This is a genomic window from Micromonospora sp. TSRI0369, from assembly GCF_001905625.1.
Taxonomy (GTDB): domain Bacteria; phylum Actinomycetota; class Actinomycetes; order Mycobacteriales; family Micromonosporaceae; genus Micromonospora; species Micromonospora echinospora_A.
Genome location: NZ_LIVU01000001.1, coordinates 830,131 through 846,898 on the forward strand (window position 1 = coordinate 830,131; position 16,768 = coordinate 846,898).

Annotated in this window: 18 protein-coding genes, 3 tRNA genes and 1 pseudogene; 14 read left to right on the forward strand and 8 right to left on the reverse strand. The window is 72.7% G+C overall.

Annotated elements, in window-relative coordinates:
- Positions 1-310 precede the first annotated feature (310 nt).
- Together AMK25_RS04080 and AMK25_RS04085 are read right to left on the reverse strand one after the other, a co-directional pair.
- Positions 311-1,633: a cryptochrome/photolyase family protein gene (locus tag AMK25_RS04080; RefSeq protein WP_073826687.1), complete on the reverse strand. Its 1,323-nt coding sequence runs from the start codon at positions 1,631-1,633 to the stop codon at positions 311-313.
- Positions 1,630-2,556 carry a phytoene/squalene synthase family protein gene (locus AMK25_RS04085; RefSeq protein WP_073826690.1) on the reverse strand — a complete coding sequence of 309 codons (927 nt, stop codon included), beginning with the start codon at positions 2,554-2,556 and terminating at the stop codon, positions 1,630-1,632. Before AMK25_RS04085 ends, AMK25_RS04080 begins: the two co-directional genes overlap by 4 nt.
- Before the next feature lie 64 nt (positions 2,557-2,620).
- Between AMK25_RS04085 and AMK25_RS04090 the strand changes: the two genes are divergently transcribed.
- From AMK25_RS04090 to AMK25_RS04135, 10 genes are all read left to right on the forward strand, one after another.
- Positions 2,621-3,775: a polyprenyl synthetase family protein gene (locus tag AMK25_RS04090; protein ID WP_073826693.1), complete on the forward strand. Its 1,155-nt coding sequence runs from the start codon at positions 2,621-2,623 to the stop codon at positions 3,773-3,775.
- A 29-nt stretch (positions 3,776-3,804) separates the two neighbouring features.
- Positions 3,805-5,286 carry a phytoene desaturase family protein gene (crtI, locus tag AMK25_RS04095; protein ID WP_198937443.1) on the forward strand — a complete coding sequence of 494 codons (1,482 nt, stop codon included), beginning with the start codon at positions 3,805-3,807 and terminating at the stop codon, positions 5,284-5,286.
- Positions 5,283-5,876, forward strand: a complete 594-nt coding sequence (idi, locus tag AMK25_RS04100) for an isopentenyl-diphosphate Delta-isomerase (protein WP_073826698.1) — start codon at positions 5,283-5,285, stop codon at positions 5,874-5,876. Before crtI ends, idi begins: the two co-directional genes overlap by 4 nt.
- The gene (locus AMK25_RS04105) at positions 5,866-6,813 is read left to right on the forward strand and encodes a MerR family transcriptional regulator (protein WP_073826701.1); all 948 of its coding nucleotides are present in this window, start codon (positions 5,866-5,868) and stop codon (positions 6,811-6,813) included. Before idi ends, AMK25_RS04105 begins: the two co-directional genes overlap by 11 nt.
- A gap of 75 nt (positions 6,814-6,888) precedes the next feature.
- Entirely contained in the window at positions 6,889-7,674 is a 786-nt protein-coding gene (locus AMK25_RS04110) for a polysaccharide deacetylase family protein (RefSeq protein WP_073826704.1), read from the forward strand.
- Between the two features lie 143 nt (positions 7,675-7,817).
- Positions 7,818-7,890: transfer RNA gene (locus AMK25_RS04115), tRNA-Glu, on the forward strand.
- A gap of 33 nt (positions 7,891-7,923) precedes the next feature.
- Positions 7,924-7,997 (forward strand) — tRNA-Asp (locus AMK25_RS04120).
- Positions 7,998-8,073: 76 nt separating this feature from the next.
- Positions 8,074-8,147, forward strand: a tRNA-Phe gene (locus AMK25_RS04125).
- Positions 8,148-8,428: 281 nt separating this feature from the next.
- Positions 8,429-8,608 carry a hypothetical protein gene (locus AMK25_RS04130; RefSeq protein ID WP_241826232.1) on the forward strand — a complete coding sequence of 60 codons (180 nt, stop codon included), beginning with the start codon at positions 8,429-8,431 and terminating at the stop codon, positions 8,606-8,608.
- Between the two features lie 51 nt (positions 8,609-8,659).
- Positions 8,660-9,244 carry a GNAT family N-acetyltransferase gene (locus AMK25_RS04135; RefSeq protein WP_073826707.1) on the forward strand — a complete coding sequence of 195 codons (585 nt, stop codon included), beginning with the start codon at positions 8,660-8,662 and terminating at the stop codon, positions 9,242-9,244.
- An 81-nt stretch (positions 9,245-9,325) separates the two neighbouring features.
- On the opposite strand, the pseudogene AMK25_RS31465 reads toward AMK25_RS04135, so the two are convergent.
- Positions 9,326-9,523, reverse strand: a pseudogene (locus AMK25_RS31465) (glyoxalase/bleomycin resistance/dioxygenase family protein); the annotation flags it as partial.
- A 98-nt stretch (positions 9,524-9,621) separates the two neighbouring features.
- Between AMK25_RS31465 and AMK25_RS04140 the strand changes: the two are divergent.
- Both AMK25_RS04140 and AMK25_RS04145 read left to right on the forward strand, forming a co-directional pair.
- Positions 9,622-10,368 carry a hypothetical protein gene (locus tag AMK25_RS04140; protein WP_073826710.1) on the forward strand — a complete coding sequence of 249 codons (747 nt, stop codon included), beginning with the start codon at positions 9,622-9,624 and terminating at the stop codon, positions 10,366-10,368.
- A 2-nt stretch (positions 10,369-10,370) separates the two neighbouring features.
- Positions 10,371-10,742 carry a winged helix-turn-helix domain-containing protein gene (locus tag AMK25_RS04145; protein WP_073827075.1) on the forward strand — a complete coding sequence of 124 codons (372 nt, stop codon included), beginning with the start codon at positions 10,371-10,373 and terminating at the stop codon, positions 10,740-10,742.
- A 37-nt stretch (positions 10,743-10,779) separates the two neighbouring features.
- Here AMK25_RS04145 and AMK25_RS04150 read toward each other — a convergent pair whose 3' ends face one another.
- Positions 10,780-11,628, reverse strand: a complete 849-nt coding sequence (locus AMK25_RS04150; RefSeq protein WP_073826713.1) for a hypothetical protein — start codon at positions 11,626-11,628, stop codon at positions 10,780-10,782.
- A gap of 220 nt (positions 11,629-11,848) precedes the next feature.
- Here AMK25_RS04150 and AMK25_RS04155 point away from each other — a divergent pair, with 220 nt between their 5' ends.
- Entirely contained in the window at positions 11,849-12,361 is a 513-nt protein-coding gene (locus tag AMK25_RS04155; protein ID WP_073826715.1) for an SRPBCC family protein, read from the forward strand.
- Between the two features lie 25 nt (positions 12,362-12,386).
- On the opposite strand, the gene AMK25_RS04160 is transcribed toward AMK25_RS04155, so the two are convergent.
- Complete coding sequence (locus AMK25_RS04160) at positions 12,387-13,091, reverse strand: DUF2786 domain-containing protein (RefSeq protein WP_073826717.1); 705 nt, start codon at positions 13,089-13,091, stop codon at positions 12,387-12,389.
- A gap of 44 nt (positions 13,092-13,135) precedes the next feature.
- On the reverse strand, positions 13,136-13,525 hold the full coding sequence (locus AMK25_RS04165) for a hypothetical protein (protein ID WP_073826720.1): 390 nt from the start codon (positions 13,523-13,525) through the stop codon (positions 13,136-13,138).
- Between the two features lie 166 nt (positions 13,526-13,691).
- Between AMK25_RS04165 and AMK25_RS04170 the strand changes: the two genes are divergently transcribed.
- Positions 13,692-15,029, forward strand: coding sequence for an ABC transporter substrate-binding protein (locus AMK25_RS04170; RefSeq protein ID WP_073826723.1), 1,338 nt, complete (start codon positions 13,692-13,694; stop codon positions 15,027-15,029).
- A gap of 62 nt (positions 15,030-15,091) precedes the next feature.
- Here AMK25_RS04170 and AMK25_RS04175 read toward each other — a convergent pair whose 3' ends face one another.
- Together AMK25_RS04175 and AMK25_RS04180 are read right to left on the reverse strand one after the other, a co-directional pair.
- Positions 15,092-15,835: an enoyl-CoA hydratase/isomerase family protein gene (locus tag AMK25_RS04175; protein WP_073826725.1), complete on the reverse strand. Its 744-nt coding sequence runs from the start codon at positions 15,833-15,835 to the stop codon at positions 15,092-15,094.
- Positions 15,832-16,689, reverse strand: coding sequence for a 3-hydroxyacyl-CoA dehydrogenase family protein (locus tag AMK25_RS04180; RefSeq protein WP_073826728.1), 858 nt, complete (start codon positions 16,687-16,689; stop codon positions 15,832-15,834). Before AMK25_RS04180 ends, AMK25_RS04175 begins: the two co-directional genes overlap by 4 nt.
- Positions 16,690-16,768: the final 79 nt, after the last annotated feature.

Sequence of the window (16,768 nt, forward strand, 5' to 3'; positions counted from 1 at the left end):
GCGCAGCACCGCGTTGAGCAGGGAATTCACAATAGGTCCGAAAACCGCGCGAGGCCCGCGCGGTCACGTTCCGCAACGGGTGCGGATATGGCTGCAGAGCAAAGTCGGCCGGAGGTGGATGCCACGGGTGAGAGGTGCGGTCACTTGCAGTAATCGTGGAGCCGTGCTGCGGCCCGCGTGGGCTGTGCGCCAGCGACGTTGGGCTCGTGTGACGTTCGCGCTCGTGCGCGGGCGGTGGGCGTTCCGCTCCGCCCGCGCGTCCGCGCAAGCCGACGACCGACGACGGACGAGCGCGAGCGGCGGGCGGGCGTCAGCGGAGCCAGACCGGGTCGGCGCCGGGCACCTCCAGCGGCGGCGGGTAGTCGAGCGTGCGGCGTACTCCGTCGGGCAGCCGCCACGGCTGGTGCACCGCCTTGCCCGCCACCGACTCCAGCTCCGGCACCCACCGCCGCACGTACGCGCCGTCGGGGTCGTAACGCTCGGCCTGCCGTACCGGGTTGAAGCCGCGGTACGGCCGGGTGTCGTTGCCGGTGCCGGCCACCCACTGCCAGTTGCCCGAGTTGTTGACCCGGTCGCCGTCGAGCAGCCACCGGAAGAAGACCTCCAGGCCAGGCCGCCAGTCCAGCCCGAGGTGCTTGGTCAGGTAGCCGGCGGTGATCAGGCGGGCCCGGTTGTGCATCCAGCCCTCGGCGCGCATCTGACGCATGCCGGCGTCCACGATCGGCATGCCGGTCCGTCCCTCGGCCCAGGCGTCGAGCGCGTGCTCGTCGTACCGCCAGTCCTCCCGGGCCCCCCGCCGGTAGGCAGCAGTCGACAGGTCAGGGAAACCGGCGACGACCTGGTGGTAGAAGTCGCGCCAGCAGAGCTGCCGGACGAACGGCCCGTCGCGGTCACCGGCCCGGTTCGCCACGGTCAGCGGCGAGACACAGCCGAAGCGCAGGTACGGGCTGAGCCGGGAGGTCTCGTCACCGGCCATGTCGTCGTGGATGTCGTCGTACCGGTCGAGGGTGGGCAGCCAGGCGGTGAGCCGGCGGCGGGCGACGCTCTCCCCGCCCGCGGCGGCGGCCGGGCTGTCGCCCTTCGGCGGGTCGGGCAGGCGGCCCGGGTCGACGCCGTCGGGCAGCCGGACCCGCTTCGGCGCGGCGAGTTCGTCCCGTAGGCGTACGCCCTGCCAGGCGCGGAAGTACGGGCTGAACACACGGTAGTGGTCGCCGCCGCTGGGGCGCAGCGCGCCCGGCTCGACGATCGTCAGGCCGGGGAACAGCCGCAGGAACATGCGGTGCCGGTCGCACTCGGCGCGCAGGCGACGTTCCCGGCGGCGGGCGTAGTGGCTCACGTCGGCGGAGAGCCCGATGCCCTCGGCGCCCACTTTCCGGGCCAGCTCGACCGTCTCGGTCACCGGGTCGCCGCGCCTGATCACCAGGTCGCCGCCGCGCTTGCGCAGCGCCTCGCGCAGGTCGGCGAGGCTCTGGTGCAGGAACCGGGTGCGGTTCGCCGAGAGCTTCTGCAGCGCCGGGTCGAGCACGTAGAGCGGCACCACCCGCTCGAACGCGGAGCAGGCGGCGGCCAGCGCCGGGTGGTCGTGCACCCGCAGGTCGCGGGTGAGCAGCACGACCGCCGTCCGGCCGGTCATCCGGCCAGGGCCGGTTCCAGCGCCGGGCCGGGCACCCGCACCGGCGTGCCGGCCGGGGTGAGCAGCGCCCGCGCGGCCACCGCCATCCGGCGCCGCTGCGGCACCAGGGCCCGGCGGACGAAGACGTCGTAGTCCTGCGCGGCGACCTCGTCCAGGATGCCGCCGTAGAGCGCGTACGCGGTGCGCATGCACGCCTGCGAGGCGGGGTTGAGCAGCGGGATGCCCGGCGCGGCGGCGAGGTAGTGGGCCTGCGCGCGCGTCACCTCGTACTCGATCAGCTCTCGGATGCGCGGCGTGGTGCGCCCGGCGGCCTTGGCCGCGACCAGGTCGGCGCGGGTGACGTCGAACTTGGCCAGATCCTCGTCGGGCAGGTAGGTCCGGCCCCGGTCGAGGTCCTCGGCGACGTCCCGGATGAAGTTGGTGAGCTGGAACGCGAAGCCGAGCTGGCGGGCGGGCTCCCGGGCGGCGGCCGGGTCGGAGCTGCCCAGGATCGGCAGCATCATGGTGCCGATGACGGCCGCCGAGCCCTCCATGTAGTCGAGCAGGTCGTCGTAGGTCGGGTACGACATGACCGTCAGGTCCATCGCCATGCTGCGCAGGAACGACGCGAAGTCGTCCCGGTCCAGGTCGAACACGGCGATGGTGTGCAGCACGGCGGGAAGCAGCGGGTCGTCGACCGACGCGCCGTGCAGCCCGGCCACGAATCGATCCGACCACTCACGCAGCCGGGCCGCGCGCTCGGCGGGTGGCAGGTCCTCGGTGCGGTCGACGATCTCGTCCGCGTAGCGGGTGAACCCGTACAAGGCGTGCACATGCCGCCGTTTCCAGGCGGGGAGCAGCCGGGTGGCGAGATAGTAGGTACGGCCGTGACGCCGGTGCAGCTCGCGGCAACGGTCATAGGCGGCGGCCAGATCCACGTCCATCGGCCCTCCTCAGTTTCGACGCATCAATCGACGCAACTCGTAACCCTAGGGTACGCTCGCCCACATGGCCAACGACGCAGTTGCGGGTAATGCGCTCCGCGTCGCGCCGGCTCAGCCCGGGGCGACGGACGATCCGGTCCGCGGCGTACTGGCCGCGTTCACGAAAGACCTGATCAAAGGAGTCGATGAGACGCTGGTGGCGTTCCTGGCCGCGGAAGTCGACTCGCTCACCGAGATCGACGCAGCGATGGGTGCTTTCGCCGCGACCGCGCGCGACTGCGTGCTGGCCGGCGGCAAACGGGTCCGCCCCACGTTCGCGTACTGGGGATGGCGGGGTGCGGTCGGGGGGGAGGAACCGATGTGTTCGGTACTCCCGGCCCTGTCCGCCCTCGAACTGCTGCACACGTTCGCGCTCGTGCACGACGACGTGATGGACGCCTCCGACACCCGGCGCGGACTGCCGACCGCGCACCGGGCCGCCGCCGCCCGGCACCGGGCCGCCGGGCACTCGGGCGACCCCGACCGGTACGGCGAAGCAGTCGCCGTCCTCATCGGCGACCTCTGCATGGTGTGGGCCGACCGGCTCATGAGCCACGCGGCGGTCCCCGCCGAGCGGCTGCTCGACGTGCGCCGCTGCTACGACCAGATGCGGGTGGAGACGGTCGCCGGGCAGTTCCTGGACGTGCTCGGCGAGAACGACGCGGGGAACTGGACTGTCGACCGGGCGCTGCGGGTGGCCCGGTACAAGACCGCCAGCTACACCGTCCAGCGGCCGCTGCTCTTCGGCGCCTGCCTGGCCGGCACCGACGCGGACGACCCGCTCATCGCCGCGTACACCCGGTACGGGCTGGCCGTCGGCGAGGCGTTCCAGCTCCGCGACGACCTCCTCGGCGTCTACGGCGATCCGGAGACCACCGGCAAGCCGGCCGGGGACGACCTGCGTACCGGCAAGCCGACCGCGCTGCTCATGCTGGCCCGGCAGCTCGCCGACCCGGCGCAGCGCCGGGTGCTGGACCGGGCCGGCTCGGTCACCACGGCACGCGAGGTGGACCGGCTGGCCGACGTGGTCCGCGACACCGGGGCCACGGCCCGGGTGGAGCGGATGATCGCCGACCGGGTCACCGAGGCGCTCGCCGCGCTCGGCACCGCACCGATCGACGAGACCGCGCGCACCGCGCTGACGGGTCTCGCCACCGCCGCCACCGCGCGGCGGGCATGATGAGCAACTTCGTGAGCAAGGGGGCCGGAATGCGTACCGTCAAGGGACGGACCGACCGGGTGGTAGTGGTCGGGGCCGGGCTGGGTGGGTTGGCCTGCGCGCTGCACCTGGCCGGCAGTGGCCGGCAGGTGACGGTGCTGGAACGCGAGCCGGTGCCGGGCGGGCGCGCCGGGCGGCTCAGCGTCGACGGGTACGAGTTCGACACCGGCCCGACCGTCCTCACCATGCCCGACCTGATCGCCGAGGCGCTCGGCGCGGTCGGCGAGGAGCTGACCGACTGGCTCGACCTGACCCCGCTCGACCCGGCGTACCGCGCCTACTACCCGGACGGGTCGACGCTCGACGTCATCACCGACACCACCCGGATGGCGGCCGAGATCGCCCGCGTCTGCGGCCCCCGGGAGGCCGACGGCTACCTGCGTTTCGTCGACTACGCCCGCAACCTGTGGCAGTGGGAGCGGGCCGACTTCATCGAGCGCAACCTCGACGCGCCGACCGACCTGCTCACCGGCAACCTGTTGAAGCTGTTCGCCAACGGCGCCTTCCGGCGACTCCAGACGAAGATCAACCAGTTCTTCCGCGACCCGCGTACCCAGCGGATCTTCTCGTTCCAGGCCATGTACGCGGGCCTGTCGCCGCACGACGCGCTGGCGATCTACACGGTCATCGCGTACCTCGACTCGGTGGCCGGGGTGTGCTTCCCGCGCGGCGGCATCCACGCGGTCTCGCGCGGCATGGCCGGCGCGGCGGAGAAGCACGGCGTGCAGTTCCGGTACGGCACCACGGTGACCCGGGTGGAGACCGCCAACGGCCGCGCCACCGGCGTGATCACCGCGGACGGCGACTTCGTCCCCGCCGACACGGTGGTGCTCAACCCCGACCTGCCGGTCGCCTACGAGGACCTGCTGCCGCCCAGCCGGCAGCGCAAGCTCACCTACTCGCCGTCCTGCGTGGTGCTGCACATCGGTTCGACGCAGGGCTATGGCAAGATCGCCCACCACAACATTCACTTCGGGCGGTCCTGGAAGGGCACGTTCGACGAGGTGATCCGCCGAGGCGAGCTGATGACCGACCCGTCACTGCTGGTGACGAACCCGAGCCGCACCGACCCGTCGGTGGCACCGGCCGGGAAGCACACCTACTACGTGCTGGCGCCGGTGCCGAACCTGGAGCGGGCGCCGTTCGACTGGACGGGCGACCTCACGCAGCGGTACGCCGAACAGCTCGTGGGCACGCTCGAGGAGCGCGGCTACGTCGGTTTCGGCGACGGCATCGAGGTGATGGAGGCCGTCACCCCGGCCGACTGGGCGGCACAGGGCATGGCCGCCGGCACGCCGTTCGCCGCCGCGCACAGCCTCTTCCAGACCGGCCCGTTCCGCCCCTCCAACCTGCACCGGAAGCTGGACAACGTGGTCTTCGTCGGCTCCGGCACGCAGCCGGGCGTGGGGGTACCGATGGTGCTGATCAGCGGCAAGCTCGCCGCCGCCCGGATCACCGGGGCGACGGCATGAGCGAGCGGGAGGAACACCTCGTCGAGCTGGTCGGCGACGACGGGCAGGTGCTCGGCGAGACCACCGTGGCGACCGCCCACCAGCCACCCGGCCGGCTGCACCGGGCCTTCTCGGTGCTCCTCGTCGACCCGCAGGGGCGGGTGCTGTTGCAGCAGCGGGCCGCGGTGAAGACGCGCTTCCCGCTGCGCTGGGCGAACTCCTGCTGCGGGCACCCGCTGCCGGGGCAGTCGCTGACCGAGGCCGCCAACCGGCGGCTCGCCGAGGAACTGGGCCTCGGCCCGGTCGCGCTCACCGAGGTGGGCGTCTACATCTACTACGCCGAGGACCCGGCCACCGGCCGCGTCGAGTTCGAGTACGACCACGTGCTGCGCGCCGACGTACCCGCGGACCTGGTGACGCGGCCCGATCCGGACGAGGTGGCCGACCTGCGCTGGGCCGACCCCGGCGCGGTGGTGGCCGACCTGGACGCCGACCCCCGCGCGTACGCCCCGTGGCTGGGCGGCGTGGTCAACCGGCTGCTGCATCCGGCGGGCCCGGCCCGGCCGGGCGTCGCAGCCTCCGAGGCACCGGAGCGGTCGGGTGGCCGATGAGGCGCTGAGCGCGGGGGCCGTGGCACGCCGACTCGGTGTGGCGGTCACCACGCTGCGCACCTGGCACCAGCGCTACGGCCTCGGTCCCAGCGAGCATGTGCCGGGCCACCACCGGCGCTACACGCCCGCCGACCTCGCCCGCCTGGAGATCATGCGCCGGCTGACCGCGGAGGGGGTGGCGCCCGCCGAGGCGGCCCGCTGGGCCCGGCAGGCCCCGGCCGTGCTGCCTCCGGACCGGCTCGCGCTCAAGGCACGAACCTCGGCGGTACGCGACGGCGGCGGCACGACCATCCCGGTCGGCCGGGCCGGGCCCGCCGCACGAGGGCTGGCCCGCGCCGCGATGCGCCTGGACTCGGTGACCATCGCGCGGACCATCGCCGACGCGCTCGCCACCGACGGGGTGGTGGCGACCTGGGAGGGGCTGCTCCGGCCGGTGCTCACCGGCATCGGGGAACGGCACGCCGCCACCGCCGGCCTGATCGAGGTGGAACACCTGATGTCCCGGTGCGTCTCGGTGGCGTTCGCCACGGTGATCCGGGCCCACCCGAACGGCGGGCCGCCCCGGATCCTGCTCTCCTGCGCCGACGAGGAACAGCACTCGCTGCCGTTGGAGGCGCTCGCCGCCGCGCTCGCGGAGGCCGGGGTGAGCTGTCGCATGCTCGGCGCCCGGGTGCCGGTGCCCGCCCTCGTGGAGGCGGTCAACCGGACCGGGCCGGCAGCCGTGGTCCTCTGGTCGCACACCCGCTCGACCGCCGACCCGTGCCAGCTCACCGCGCTACTGACGGTCCCGCGCAGGCCGCTGCTGGTGCTCGCCGCAGGGCCCGGCTGGCGGGCCGACTCGCTGCCGGCCGGGGTGGTCCGGCCGGTGGATCTGGCCGAGGCGCTCTCACTCGCCGTGGCGGTTCGGGACTCGCTGGACCAGTCGACCACGGGCTGACGGCCCTTTTCGCTCCGGGGCGCGTCCACTACGGTCGGAAAGTCCGTCTGACCCCGACCCCTCCGGGAGCGACGAATGCGTCCACGCGCCCTGCCGGCGCTCGCCCTGGGCCTGGTGCTCCTCGTCACCGCCTGCGGCGACGCCGGCAAGTCACCCGAACAGGCGGCGGCCTCGCCGTCGGTCCCGGCGTCGCCGTCGCCCGTGACGGAGCCTTCACCGACCCCCACCACCACCCCCAGGAAGCCGAAGCTGCGCCCGGTGCCCAAGAAGCTCCCGGCGGGCCTGCACCGGGCCAGCGGGAGCAGCGGAGTGGCGCTCACCTTCGACGACGGGCCGGACCCCCGCTACACCCCGCAGATCCTGGCCCAGCTCCGGGCGGCCCGGGTCACCGCCACGTTCTGCGTGGTCGGCCAGCAGGCCAAGCGCTACCCGGAGCTGGTGGCCCGGATCGTCCGCGAGGGTCACCAGCTCTGCAACCACAGCTGGCACCACGACGTGAACCTCGGCCGGCGGCCGGCCGCCGAGATCCGGGCCGACCTGGAGCGGACCAACGACGCCATCCGCGCTGCCGCGCCCAAGGCGCCGATCACCTGGTTCCGCCAGCCCGGCGGCCGGTGGACCGCCGAGGAGATCGTGGTGGCCCGGCAGATGGGCCTGCGCCCGCTGCACTGGAGCGTGGACCCGCAGGACTGGGACCACCCGCCGGCGAAGACGATCATCAAGCGTGTGACGGGCGCCACCCGGCACGGCTCGGTCGTGCTGATGCACGACGCGGGCGGTGACCGGGCCCAGACGATGGCTGCGTGCCGGCACCTGATCCCGGACCTGAAACGGCGGTACGGGATCGCACGCCTCCGTTGACCTGCGGTTTTACCCGGCTCCGCAGCCGTGCCCATACCGGTTTGGCCGTCCGCGCAGGCATGACATATGCTTCTCCTGCCTCCGGCGGGGCCGGATGGGAGCAAGTCCGCTTGAAGTTGCGAGTGTGCAATGATGGCGGGGCCGCCCTCATCGTCTAGCGGCCCAGGACGCCGCCCTTTCAAGGCGGTAGCACGGGTTCGAATCCCGTTGGGGGCACGGTCCGGCTCGCGCCGGATGCAACACCAGCCAGGTCCTGTGGAGCAGTTGGAGTGCTCGCCGCCCTGTCAAGGCGGAGGTCGCGGGTTCAAGTCCCGTCAGGACCGCAAGCGCTGACGCCGCGCAGCTCAATGCGCGGCGTTCTGCGTATCGGCTCGTGCGGTAGCATGTGCCGAGCACCACGGCCAGGTAGCTCAGTTGGTACGAGCGTCCGACTGAAAATCGGAAGGTCGGCGGTTCGACCCCGCCCCTGGCCACATAGCCTTTCGCCGGGCTACAGGAACGCCGACCAGCGGAGACGCCGGTCGGCGTTCTGCTTTGCGGCCCCCAGGACTACGTCTACCCTCAGCCGGGTCGAGGTCACGGGGACGCCATAACTACTCTCTGCAATCGATCCCTGGCGCCGGATCGGGTTCACGCTAGCGCTCCGTAGTTACAAACGCAGGTTCCAAATGTAAGTTTCTGCCTCGAGACCGCCAGGTTCCTCACGGAGCTTCCCGGCCTCGTCGACCTGGCGGTGTCGCCGGACGGCCGGTCGGTGATCGCCGCCGTCGCGTCGGATCACGTGGGCGGGGTCTGGTCGGTCGACGTCGGCAGCGGGAAGAAGACGAGGATCGCCGACGGCGCCCGCGCGTACCACCCGAGCTTCTCTCCGGACGGCAAGCGGTTCGTCTACGTCGAGGCCTTCAGACGGCTGAAGTTCGCCGAAGCACGGTAGTCGCCGGCCGGCTCAGGCCGCAGGGGACGCCCCGCGTATCGGCCGCACGATATGTTGCACGCTGTGACAGGGCCTGAGATCACCGTTGCGACGCCGCAAGACCGTGGCCGCGTGGTCACCTCGCTGGTCGCCGCCTTCACCAAGGATCCGGTCCTGCGGCACCTGTTCCCCGACGAGGCGACCTATGCGCGGTACGCCGCGGCCTTCTTCGGGCATCTGTTCGACAAGCGGGTGCACAAGGAGACGATCTGGACGATCGGGCACGGCGCGTCGGTGGCGATCTGGGAGCCGCCGGCATCCGGGGGCGCACAGCCGGACGACGATCTCGCCGCCCAGCTTCCCGCCGACGTGTTGCACCGCGTCCGCGGCTACGACGAGGCGGTGCACACCGCACTGCCGGCGGCGCCCTTCTGGTACCTGGGGGTGCTGGGTACGCACCCGGATCACGCCGGCCGCAGGTGGGGCCACGCCGTGATGAAGGTGGGCTTGGACCGGGCCGCCGCGGACGGACTGCCGGCGATTCTGGAGACCAGCAACCCGGACAACGTGGAGGTGTACCGGCGCGCCGGCTGGGAGGTGGTGCACGCCTTCGCGGAGCCGCTGCCCACCTGGATCATGCGGAATTTCGGTACCTGAGCTTCGCCGTACGACAGCGATCCTCACCGGCGCGCCCGCCGGTGAGGATCTCGCGGTGCGCGGCTCAGACGGCGGGCTGCTGACCTCCCACGGCTCGTCGCCGGGGCCGCGCACCCAGACCTCCTCCAGCGTGATCAGGCCGGACTCGGTGAGCCGGTTGGTCGCGGCGTTCACCTCGTCGGTGGTGGCCACCTCGACCCCGAGGTGGTCCATCACCGTCGGCAGGCCGGGCTCACCTTCGAGGTCGGACACGCGAAGGGCGAGTTGGACGCGGGACATGTGCACTCCTTATCGAGATGTTTCATCGCCCCCTTGCGCCGACAGGTTTGTGATGCAAATCTATTTGGATCACAGCGCTTTGGCTGCCGGGAGGAACCGTGCCATCCGAGTCACCCCGCGAGGACAGTGCTCAGGAACTGCTCGCCTCGATGACCACCCTCCGGCGGCAGGCCCGGGCGGCCCGTCAGGCGTACTGGCTTCCGCTCCTGCTCTTCGGGGTGCTCATCGCGGCGGCCGCGCCGCTGTACATCGAGTCGGTGGAGCCACCCTCGCTGCGCGCCGGGTCCGACGGCCCCGCCCTGACCGGTCTCGGCGGCGGCTTCCTGGAGAAGTCGGCCGCTCTGGGCTGGTACTGGCTGGCCGCGCTCGTCGGCGGCTATCTGGCCGGCCTGGCCTGGTACCGCTGGCACGGCCGGCGAGCCGGCGTCCAGACCCCGACCCGGGCGTACGTCGTCGCCGGCATCGCGGGCACGCTCGCCGGCCTCGCCCTTCCGATCGTCCTGGAGTTCCTGCTGTTCAACACCAGCGCACCCGTGTGGGGCGGCACCAGTTGGCTGACCGGTCCGTTGCTCGGCCTCGCCAACCGGGGCATGCTGCCGCACCTCGTGATCGCCGTGGGTCTGGCGATTCTCGCCCACCTGGAACGCAGCCGGCGCCTGTGGGTGGTGGTCGGTCTCTACACAGTCGTGCTCGTCGCCGTGAACGCCTGGTTCCAGTTCTCCGACCTGCAACCGGGTGATCTGACCCGGTTCAGCTTCATGCTCGCTGCCATGCTCCCGGCACCGATCCTGCTGATCGGCGGGGGTCTGGCGCTCGCCGCCGCGAAGAAGCAGCACAATCGGTGATCGTGAGCACCGTGGACGATCCTCGCGCGAGCGGGCCATTCCCGACGAACGGCCTCGACGACACGGTCCATCAACGGCACCGGCTCGGCATCCTGACCATCGCCGCCGAAGGCGAGCGGGTGGAGGTGGCCTATCTCAGGGAGGCCCTCGAACTCACCGCGGGCAACCTGTCCCGGCACCTCACCGTGCTGGAAGAGGCACGCCTGATCGAGGTGGAGAAGGGTTACCACGGCCGTCGTCCACGGACGTGGATCCGGATCACCCGGGAGGGCCGTCAGGCCCTGCACTCCGAAATCGCCGCACTCCAGGAGCTGCTCCGCCGCCACCAGCAGGCCGCCGCCGCGGTCGGTCCGGACGACTCCCCACCCGCGTGACGCTCTCTCCCTGCTCGACCGCCCCGCGGGCCGGGGGTCAGGTTTTCGGAGGGCGGCGGTTCTGGGTGGGGCTGCCCTGGATCGCCTCCCAGACGCTTCGGCCTGCCTGCCGGAGCGCCTGTCCGGCCTGTCCCGCCAGCTGCGCCGCCTCGGCGGCGGCGCTCGTCGGCTGGCCGGTTCGCTCCGAACCGCGGCTCTTCTCGCCGGGACGATCGGCCGACGAGCCCGCGCCGGCGCCCGGCCCCGAACCGGCAGCGCGCTCGGACTCCGCCTTACTCTTCCGCCCGCCACCAGCCGCCGGTGGCGACTCCGTCCGGGCCGGGCGCTGGGGCGGTTCGGGCGCCTCGATCGGGCCGGACACAACGGGACCCGCCCGATCGACCACCTCACCGGCCGCCGGCGCCGCCCGATCGACCACCGCCGGACCGGTGCGCTCGACCACCTCGCCGGCCGCGGCCACCGTACGCCCGGCCTGGTCCACTACCGGCGCGGCGAGCCGGTGCACGTCGTCCAGGGCGACGCCGGCCGAGCGAGCCAGCGCGTCGATGAGCTGCGGGTTGCGGTCGATGGTGGTCAGCGCCCGGTCCAGGATCTGCACCAGCTTCTCCAGCCGCACCTTGAGCAGCGCCTCGGCACTCACCCCGGTGATGTCCAGCTCGACGCCTTCCAGGTGCACCCGCACTCCGGCGTCGAGTTGGAGCAGGTTGGCCAGCCGGGCTCGCAACGACAGGTCGGCGTCGAGGCCGTCCACCGTGAGCCGGATCTCGTCGACGGTCAGCTCCGGGACGTCGAGCAGGACGTCCGGCTCCGACTCGGGATCGACCGGCGAGGTGGGCGGCTCGTATCCGGGGTCCGGCACGGGTTCGGTGGCTCGGCTGTCGGTCATGCTCCCCGCTCTCCCAGTCGGTCCGGTCGGCGGCGCTTACCCGCTTTCCGGTACGGCATCCCTCGCGGACGCCCACCCTGACCTCCCCGAAGCGTCGCCGCACCTTGCGCAGCGCGCCTGTCCCGCCACTCAGCGCTGTCGTGAAGCGGCTTTCCCGGTGTCCGGAAGCGGGCGCAACGGAAGCTGCGCACCGGGACATGAGCCGGTATGGTCCGGACCTATGGGACAGGAGATGGCCGATCCGGATGAGGTCCGGCAGGAATCCGACCGCTTCTCCCTCCGCAGCAACCTGTTCGTCCCGGCGTCGGCCGAGCGGGCATACGCCGTGTTCACCGGATCGCTCGCCGACTGGTGGGTACGCGAGTACACCTGGTCCGGCCCGCAGGCGCTCGCCGCGCTCGGCATCGAACCCCGGGCCGGCGGCATGCTCTACGAGATCGGTCCGTACGGCTTCCGCAACGACTGGGGCCGCGTGCTGACCTGGGATCCGCCCCGGCGTCTGGTCTTCACCTGGCAGATCGGCCCGGACCGGGTGCCGGTGCCGGACCCGGCCGGCGCCAGCGAGGTGGAGGTCCTGTTCCACCCCGAGGGCCCGGAGCTGACCCGGGTGGACGTCGAGCACCGCTACTTCGACCGGCACGGCACCGCAGCCGAGGGCTACCGCGAGGCGCTCACGGCCGGCTGGCACGAGTTGCTCTGCCGCTACCTGGCGACAGTCGCCCGCACCACCTGACCCGTACCCGCCGGGTGGGTCCGGATCAGCCGGCGATGCCCGGGGTCGCTCCGGCGCCGGCCACGCCGGTGCCGCCGAGGTCGGCGCGGCGGCCGGCGGCCGCGCCCGGTCCGAAACCACCGCCCGCGAGGCGCCGTCGCGGCGCGGTGCGCAACCTGGGGTACGCCTCGGCGACTCGGCGCTGGACCCGGTCGGAGCGGTCGGCGAGCACCAGGGCCGTCGAGGGACCGCCCGACTCCGCCACCGCCTTGTTCTCCGCTGCGCGCAGTCGTTCCGCGACGACGTACGCGAAGCCGGCCAGCCAGGTACGCCGGAACGCGGCCGGGTGCTCCCCGTCCGGCACGGCGGCCCTCACCAGTCCGTGCGCGGCCTGCACCAGCAGCGACGTGAACAGCAGCTCGACGCGTTCCAGGTCGCTGGCGAAGCCGAACAGGTGCATGGCGAAGCCGTTGCCCTGCCGTCGGCGTACGCAGCGGCAGCGCAACGGTTCGGCGACGGCCGCCAGCAGTCCGGCCTTGTCCCGGGCGTACGGCGCGACCACCTCGACCGTCCGGTCGCCGACCGGGTCGACGGCCGGGTCGCGGGCGGCGAGCAGCGCCCGGTCGACGCCGTAACGGGCGATCAGCTCGGTGGCCTTGGCCATGAACGCGGCCGACTCGGCGGGCGTGCAGGCCGGGTCCTCGGCCTGGGCGAGCAGCTTGCGCACCTTGCTGAGCATCGCCTCGGACATGACCCAGAGCTATCACAGCCGGGGCGCGACGCGGCACGGCGGGCTCAGTCGGACCGGCTGCGCAGCGTGGCGATTGTCGAGCCGGCGAGGGTGAGCAGGCAGTCGGGCAGCAGCCCGTCGGCGGCCGCCGCGCCGAACAGCGCCTCGCCGGTGTCGGCGTCGTCGTTGGCGCACGCGCTGACGAAACGGGCCACCCAGCGGGTGTCGTAGTCGGCCTGGTCGATGCCGGGGAAGTCGAGGGCGGCGCCGCCGGCCGGCGCGTCGTCGCCGAGCATGGTGGCGGCCAGGCACCAGGCCACCCCGTACGCGCCGGCCAGGCCGGAGCGGTCCACCACCGCGTCGAACATGCCCACCACCCCGGCGCCGTCGCCGGCCAGGGCGGAACGGAGCACGGCGGTCGCGTCGTCCAGCGTCTGCTGTGCTTCGTCGTTCACCCGCGGAACAGTAGCGCCGGGGGTCAAGCCGTGACCCGGAAATCGCTCGATGAACACGGAGAGTGACACCCGCAGTCCGGGTGCCGACGCAGCCGACTCCACAGTCCCGTCTGCCGCGTGGGCACGCTAAGGTGCGCAGCGGACCTTCGCCGGAGGAAGGACGACCATGCTGAGAACACGCACGTCGCGCGCGGCCCTGTCCATGGCCTGCGCGGCGCTCCTGCTCGCCACGAGCGCCTGCGGGAGCGACGAGCCGGAAGAAGCGCCCGCCACCCAGGTGCGCCTCTACGGCACCGACGGCAACATGCTCAATTCATACCCAGCCGAGCTGAAGGATCGGGCGGATCTGGTGAACGGGATGAAGGGCACCACGCCCCTCACTCCGCTGCCCGAGAGCTTCAAGGAACGACTACTCGCCGTAGACGCGAAGCTGGGTGACTTCCTCTACTCAGCCGAGTCCTACGACGCGGTCGTGATCAGCGCGCTGGCCGCCCAGCTCGCCGGCACCACCGCGCCGGCCGAGATCGCCAAGCAGATCGTCGGGGTGACCACCGGCGGCGAACGCTGTGACGACGTGGCGGCCTGCCTTCAGCTCGCCCGCGCCGGTCAGGACATCGAGTACCGGGGCGTGTCGCTCACCCGTGCCGGGTTCACCGACAACGGCGAGCCGGCCACCGCGAGCTACGGCACCATGCACTTCGACAACCAGAAGATCGACGACAGCAAGACCGAGTTCGTCGGCGCCGGTGAGGAGTCCGGGGCGAGCAGCAAGACGCCGCCGCGTGGTCGCAAGCTGCGCGACGGGAAGGCGAAGGACGCGCCGCTGGTCCTCGGCGGCCTCCTGCCGAAGACCGGTGACCTGGCGCTGGCGTACCCGCCGCTGGCCGCCGGCGCCGCGCTCGCGCTCCGCGAGGTCAACGCCGCCGGTGGTGTGCTCGGCGAGCCGGTGAGGTGGATCGAGGGCGACGACGGCACCAACCCGGCGGTCGCCAAGGCCACCGTCGCCTCGCACGTCCAGGAGGGCGTCCAGGTCATCATCGGCGCGGGCGGATCCGGCATCTCCCGGGCGGTGCTGCCGGACGTGGTGGCCGCCGGGCGGATCCTGTTCTCGCCGTCGAACACCGACGCGGGGCTGAGCGAGGTGGACGACAAGGGCCTCTACTTCCGTACCGCCCCGCCGGACAGCCTCCAGGGTCGCGCGCTGGCCGACGTGATGCTCCGGGACGGGCCGCGCAAGATCGCGATCCTGGCCCGTAAGGACTCCTACGGCGAGGGCCTCCAGGAGAACGTCCGCTCGGAGCTGGAGAAGGCAGGCATCGGCGCGGACCGGGTCAAGCTGCTGACCTACGAGCCGCCGGAGGACCCGAAGACCCCCGTCGACTTCTCCGGCATCGCCCAGGAGATCAAGGCGTACGGGCCGGAGGCGCTGCTGCTCATCGGCTTCGCCGAGTCCGCGCCGGCGATCCCGGCGCTGGCCGACGCCGGAGTCCAGATCAGACGCTGAGAAGCGCCGACGACGAGGGCCGCGCCGGGAACACCGGCGCGGCCCTCGTCGTCGTATCCGGCTCAGCGCGCCTTGCGCCGGTCCAGGAACTCGGTCATCCGCCGGTGCTTCTCCTCGTCCTCGAAGAGCACCGCCTGGCTGAGCAGGTCGAGCTGCGGGTGCGCGGCCGCCGGGGCGTCCACCGCCAGCTTGGTCAGCCGCAGGGCCAGCGCGGAGCCCTTCGCCATCTCGTCGAGCAGGCCGTGCGCGGTGGGCAGCAGCTCCTCCGGGTCGGCCACCACCCGGTTCACCAGCCCGATCCGCAGCGCCTCCGCGGCCTCCACCCGCCGCCCGGTGAACAGCAGTTCCTTGGCGCGGGCCTCACCGATCAGCGCCGGCAGCCGGTAGGTCGCGCCCGCGCCGGCCAGGATGCCCAGCCGCACCTCGGGCTGGCCGAAAACCGCGCGCTCCGTGCACACCCGCAGATCGCAGGCGTACGCCAGTTCGGCGCCGCCGCCCAGCGCCGGCCCGTCGACGGCGGCCACAGTGGGCATCGGGAGCGCCCGGATGCGGGCGAAGACGCCCTGGTTGATGGCGGCCAGCGCGTCGAACCGGCCGCGTTCCTTGAGCTGGGCGATGTCCGCGCCCCCGGCGAAGATCCCCGCCGTCCCGCCGGTGAGCAGCAGCAGCCGGGGGCGCGCCTCCAGGTCGGCGCAGACCGCGTGCAGCTCGGCCACCAGGTCGGCGTCGATCGCGTTGCGTTTCTCCGGCCGGTCCAGCGTGACCACCAGCCGGTCCGGCAGCTCCTCGATCCGCAGCCCACTCATTTCTTCACGCCGTCCTTCCACGTGTAGAAGCCCTGCCCGGACTTCTTGCCCAGCTTCCCGGCGGCCACCATCTCGACCAGTAGCGGCGGCGGCGCGAAGCGGTCCCCGTACGCGGCCTGGAGCGTCCGCGCGATGTCGAGCCGCACGTCCAGCCCGACCAGGTCGGTCAGCTCCAGCGGGCCGATCGGATGCCGGTAGCCGAGCACCATCGCCTTGTCGATGTCGGCCGGGCTCGCCACCTCGTCGGCCACCATCCGGATCGCCTCCAGGCCGAGCGTGACGCCGAGCCGGGAGGTGGCGAAGCCGGGCATGTCGCGTACGACGACGGGGTCCTTGCCCAGCCGGGCGGCGAGCGCGACGGCCGCCTCGGTGGTCTGCGGCGCGGTGGCCGGGCCGACCACGACCTCCAGCAGCGCCATCGCCCAGACCGGGTTGAAGAAGTGCAGCCCGACGAAGTCGGCCGGGCGGTCCAGCCCGGCGGCCAGTTCGGCGATGGCGATGCTGGAGGTGTTGCTGCCCAGCAGCACCGGCCGGCGGCTCTCCGCCTCGCGCAGCACGACGCGCTTCAGGTCGAGCCGCTCGGGCACCGCCTCCACGATCACGTCGGCGCCCTCGGGCACCTCGGTGAGCCCGGCCCGCAACGTGACGCGCCCGCGGTTGGCGGTGGCGGCCTCCTCGGTCAGCTTGCCGCGCTGCACGCCCCGGTCCCACAGCTCGCCGAGCCGGCGGACGGCCTCGGCGCCCCGGGCGGGGTCGACCTCGACCAGTTCGACCGCGTACCCGGCGCCGGCCGCCACGTACGCGATGCCGAGGCCCATGGTGCCGGCCCCGACGACCACAAAACGACCACTCATCGATGTCCCCTCGCCGCGGCGGGGGCGCGCGGGGTCTCCGCCGCCGGGCCCGTCCGCTCGCTCGTTCCTGCATGCGACC

Coding starts and splice junctions, on each gene's coding strand:
- AMK25_RS04080 (WP_073826687.1), bottom strand. CDS start 1,633: ATGACCGGCCGGACGGCGGTCGTGCTGCTCACCCGCGACCTGCGGGTG.
- AMK25_RS04085 (WP_073826690.1), bottom strand. CDS start 2,556: ATGGACGTGGATCTGGCCGCCGCCTATGACCGTTGCCGCGAGCTGCAC.
- AMK25_RS04090 (WP_073826693.1), top strand. CDS start 2,621: ATGGCCAACGACGCAGTTGCGGGTAATGCGCTCCGCGTCGCGCCGGCT.
- crtI (WP_198937443.1), top strand. CDS start 3,805: ATGCGTACCGTCAAGGGACGGACCGACCGGGTGGTAGTGGTCGGGGCC.
- idi (WP_073826698.1), top strand. CDS start 5,283: ATGAGCGAGCGGGAGGAACACCTCGTCGAGCTGGTCGGCGACGACGGG.
- AMK25_RS04110 (WP_073826704.1), top strand. CDS start 6,889: ATGCGTCCACGCGCCCTGCCGGCGCTCGCCCTGGGCCTGGTGCTCCTC.
- AMK25_RS04135 (WP_073826707.1), top strand. CDS start 8,660: ATGTTGCACGCTGTGACAGGGCCTGAGATCACCGTTGCGACGCCGCAA.
- AMK25_RS04150 (WP_073826713.1), bottom strand. CDS start 11,628: ATGACCGACAGCCGAGCCACCGAACCCGTGCCGGACCCCGGATACGAG.
- AMK25_RS04155 (WP_073826715.1), top strand. CDS start 11,849: ATGGGACAGGAGATGGCCGATCCGGATGAGGTCCGGCAGGAATCCGAC.
- AMK25_RS04160 (WP_073826717.1), bottom strand. CDS start 13,091: ATGTCCGAGGCGATGCTCAGCAAGGTGCGCAAGCTGCTCGCCCAGGCC.
- AMK25_RS04170 (WP_073826723.1), top strand. CDS start 13,692: ATGCTGAGAACACGCACGTCGCGCGCGGCCCTGTCCATGGCCTGCGCG.
- AMK25_RS04175 (WP_073826725.1), bottom strand. CDS start 15,835: ATGAGTGGGCTGCGGATCGAGGAGCTGCCGGACCGGCTGGTGGTCACG.
- AMK25_RS04180 (WP_073826728.1), bottom strand. CDS start 16,689: ATGAGTGGTCGTTTTGTGGTCGTCGGGGCCGGCACCATGGGCCTCGGC.